We start from the raw sequence: 2,951 nt of genomic DNA, 5'->3' as shown, positions 1-2,951 counted from the left end.
CTATCGTTCAACCCAACCTACAGCTACAATATTAATAGGCGATCGAATGTTCCCGGAAATTCATGAGTCAATCCCCCGTTACCGATTCCCTAGACATAAATCCTCGGTTGTTGGGTTTCACTATCGTTCAGCCCAACCTACAGCTACAATATTAATAGGCGATCAAATGTTCCCGAAAATTCAGATGAGTCAATCCCCCGTCACCGATTCCCTAGAAATTATCCTGACAAATATCACGGAAAAATTAGTATAGTAAATTCGTAGGTCGGGTTGAGGCAACGAAACCCGACATAAATCCTCTAAATACGGTTATTAAAAGCTGATTATTTATTGCCCCTTTTGCCGTTCCTCATAAGTAGGGTTTGCCGCAAAAAGTACGGGCGAAGCATTCGGATAGAAAATCTTTGGTTTCACCGATAGGTTATTGCCCGAATGCTTCGCCCCTCTGAGTAACGCACAGAAAACGGGTTTCTCCGAGAAACCCGTTTTCTACTCATGCACTCATGCAAAAAGATGTTTTTTCATTAAAAAAAACTCGATCGCAATTATACGATCGAGTCGAGAAAAAATAGACTAATTACTAATAGTCGAAATCTCCACCGCCGCCGGGAGCAGCGGCTTTTTCTTTTTCGGGTTTATCCACCACAATACACTCGGTAGTTAAAACCATACCGGCAATAGAAGCGGCATTTTGTAGGGCAGAACGAGTCACTTTCGCGGGGTCAACGATACCCGCCTCAAACATATCGGAGAACTCACCGGTAGCGGCATTATAACCGACATTAAAGGGCTTTTCTTTCACCCGTTCGGCAATAACTGCACCGTTTTGGCCGGCATTTTCAGCGATCCGTTTTAAGGGAGCAGCAATGGCGCGAGAAACGATTAAAGCACCGGTTAATTCTTCATGGTGTAGGGTTTCTTTAGCCCAAGTTTCCAATTGGGGAGCCAGGTGAGCTAAAGTAGTACCACCCCCGGGGACGATACCTTCTTCTACGGCTGCTTTAGTGGCGTTAATTGCGTCTTCTAAGCGCAATTTGCGGTCTTTCATTTCCGTTTCCGTAGCGGCACCGACTTTAATCACTGCCACACCCCCGGCTAATTTAGCCAGACGTTCTTGCAGTTTTTCTTTATCGTAGGAGGAATCGGTTTCCTCAATTTGACGGCGAATTTGCTCACAACGGGTTTTCACTGCCACGTCGTTGCCTTCGGCGACGATGGTGGTAGTATCTTTGTTCATGGTGATACGGCGGGCCGTACCTAAGCTGTCAATTTTGGTGGTTTCCAGTTTTAAACCCGCATCTTCGCTGATTACTTGACCACCGGTTAAAACGGCGATATCTTCTAACATCGCTTTTCTGCGATCGCCAAATCCAGGGGCTTTCACCGCAGTGACGTTAAGAACACCGCGCAGACGGTTAACCACTAGGGTTGCCAAAGCTTCTTTTTCAATGTCTTCGGCGATAATTACTAGGGGTTTACCTTGACGGGCCACTTGTTCGAGAATAGGAACCAAATCTTGCACTAAACCGATTTTTTTGTCGGTAATCAGAATAGCGGGATCTTCAAAAACGCATTCCATGCGTTCGGTGTCGGTGACAAAGTAGGGAGAGATATAACCTTTGTCAAAACGCATCCCTTCGGTGATTTCTAGTTCGGTGGTCATCGATTTCCCTTCTTCTAGGGAAATTACGCCTTCTTTACCGACTTTATCCATGGCCGAGGCGATCATTTGACCGACTTCATCATCGTTACCGGCAGAGATAGCGCCCACTTGTGCGATCGCTTTGGAATCTTCTACGGGTTTCGCGTGTTTGGCGATTTGACTGACGAGGAAATCGGCAGCTTTATCGATCCCTTTTTTCAGAGAAATCGGGTTAGCACCAGCAGCGACGTTGCGTAAACCTTCTTTAACGATAGCGTGGGCGAGAACGGTGGCGGTAGTTGTACCATCACCCGCTACATCGTTGGTTTTTGAGGCGGCTTGGCGAATTAAAGCCACACCGGTGTTCTCGATATGGTCTTCCAGTTCGATTTCTTTAGCGATGGTGATGCCATCATTGACGATTTGGGGTGCGCCAAATTTCTTTTCGAGGACGACGTTACGACCTTTGGGACCAAGGGTGACGGCTACCGCTTCGGCCAGGAGATCCATGCCTTTTTCTAGGGCCCGACGAGCATCTTCGTTGTAGATAATAGATTTAGCCATAATGTATCGTTATTCGTGCAAAATAGGGGTTTTCAAGGGTAGATGATTAGGAAACGGACGCGAGAATGTCTTTTTCGGAGAGGAGAACGTACTCTTCGCCACCAAGTTTGATATCGGTTCCAGCATATTTGGAGTAGAGAACTTTGTCACCCACACCCACTTCCACAGGGGTGCGGCTACCGTCATCGTTGCGTTTGCCAGCGCCGACGGCCACGACTTCCCCGATTTGGGGTTTTTCTTTAGCGGCATCGGGAAGGAAAATGCCACCGGCGGTTTTTTCTTCGCTGGGGCTAACTTTAACGAAAACTCGATCGCCTAGGGGTTTAACAGTTGTTACGTTGATGCTGACTGCAGCCATGGAATATCCTCCGTTTGTCTTGTATTTGGGTAAGTGCCTTTTTCAGATTAGCACTCTTACCTTCCGAGTGCTAATTTACCGAAATAGAAGGCCCCCTGACAACGGCTCGATCGGTACGGGTTCCCGAACTATGGTGTTAAGCTAGGGTTTGCTGAAAAAGTTTGTTGGTGGGGTTAGGGACTTGCGTGGGAATAATATCCCAGCCAGAAAATCGCTCTGTAGAAGAACCAGACCAGCCAGATGGCGCATTATCAAAGCGCAAGTCCCTAACACCTCGAAGGCTCTCCCCCTACTTAGGGTGATCAGCAAACCTGAGCGATCGGAGGGCGCAAGCATTGCGCCCCTACAGTAACGGATTTTGTCCACAATGTAGGGGCGAACTGCGTT

2 protein-coding genes and 1 pseudogene are annotated in these 2,951 nt (G+C 47.6%); 1 reads left to right on the top strand and 2 read right to left on the bottom strand.

The genetic code is table 11. The features are described 5' to 3' along the window. A pseudogene (locus IM515_RS24120) lies at positions 1 to 253 on the top strand (hypothetical protein); the annotation flags it as partial. Between the two features lie 327 nt (positions 254 to 580). Here IM515_RS24120 and groL read toward each other — a convergent pair. Beyond that, positions 581 to 2,206: a chaperonin GroEL gene (gene groL, locus IM515_RS24115; RefSeq protein WP_002744527.1), complete on the bottom strand. Its 1,626-nt coding sequence runs from the start codon at positions 2,204 to 2,206 to the stop codon at positions 581 to 583. Between the two features lie 46 nt (positions 2,207 to 2,252). After that, positions 2,253 to 2,564 (bottom strand): co-chaperone GroES, encoded by a 312-nt coding sequence (groES, locus tag IM515_RS24110; protein ID WP_002769848.1) that lies wholly within the window; start codon positions 2,562 to 2,564, stop codon positions 2,253 to 2,255. Between the last annotated feature and the right edge of the window lie 387 nt (positions 2,565 to 2,951).

The organism is Microcystis sp. M44BS1 (assembly GCF_020244875.1).
Classification (GTDB): Bacteria; Cyanobacteriota; Cyanobacteriia; order Cyanobacteriales; family Microcystaceae; genus Microcystis; species Microcystis panniformis.
Note: the sequence above shows the minus strand (reverse complement) of the source record. Positions and strands in the feature narration are given on the sequence as shown.

Coding starts and splice junctions, on each gene's coding strand:
- groL (WP_002744527.1), bottom strand. CDS start 2,206: ATGGCTAAATCTATTATCTACAACGAAGATGCTCGTCGGGCCCTAGAA.
- groES (WP_002769848.1), bottom strand. CDS start 2,564: ATGGCTGCAGTCAGCATCAACGTAACAACTGTTAAACCCCTAGGCGAT.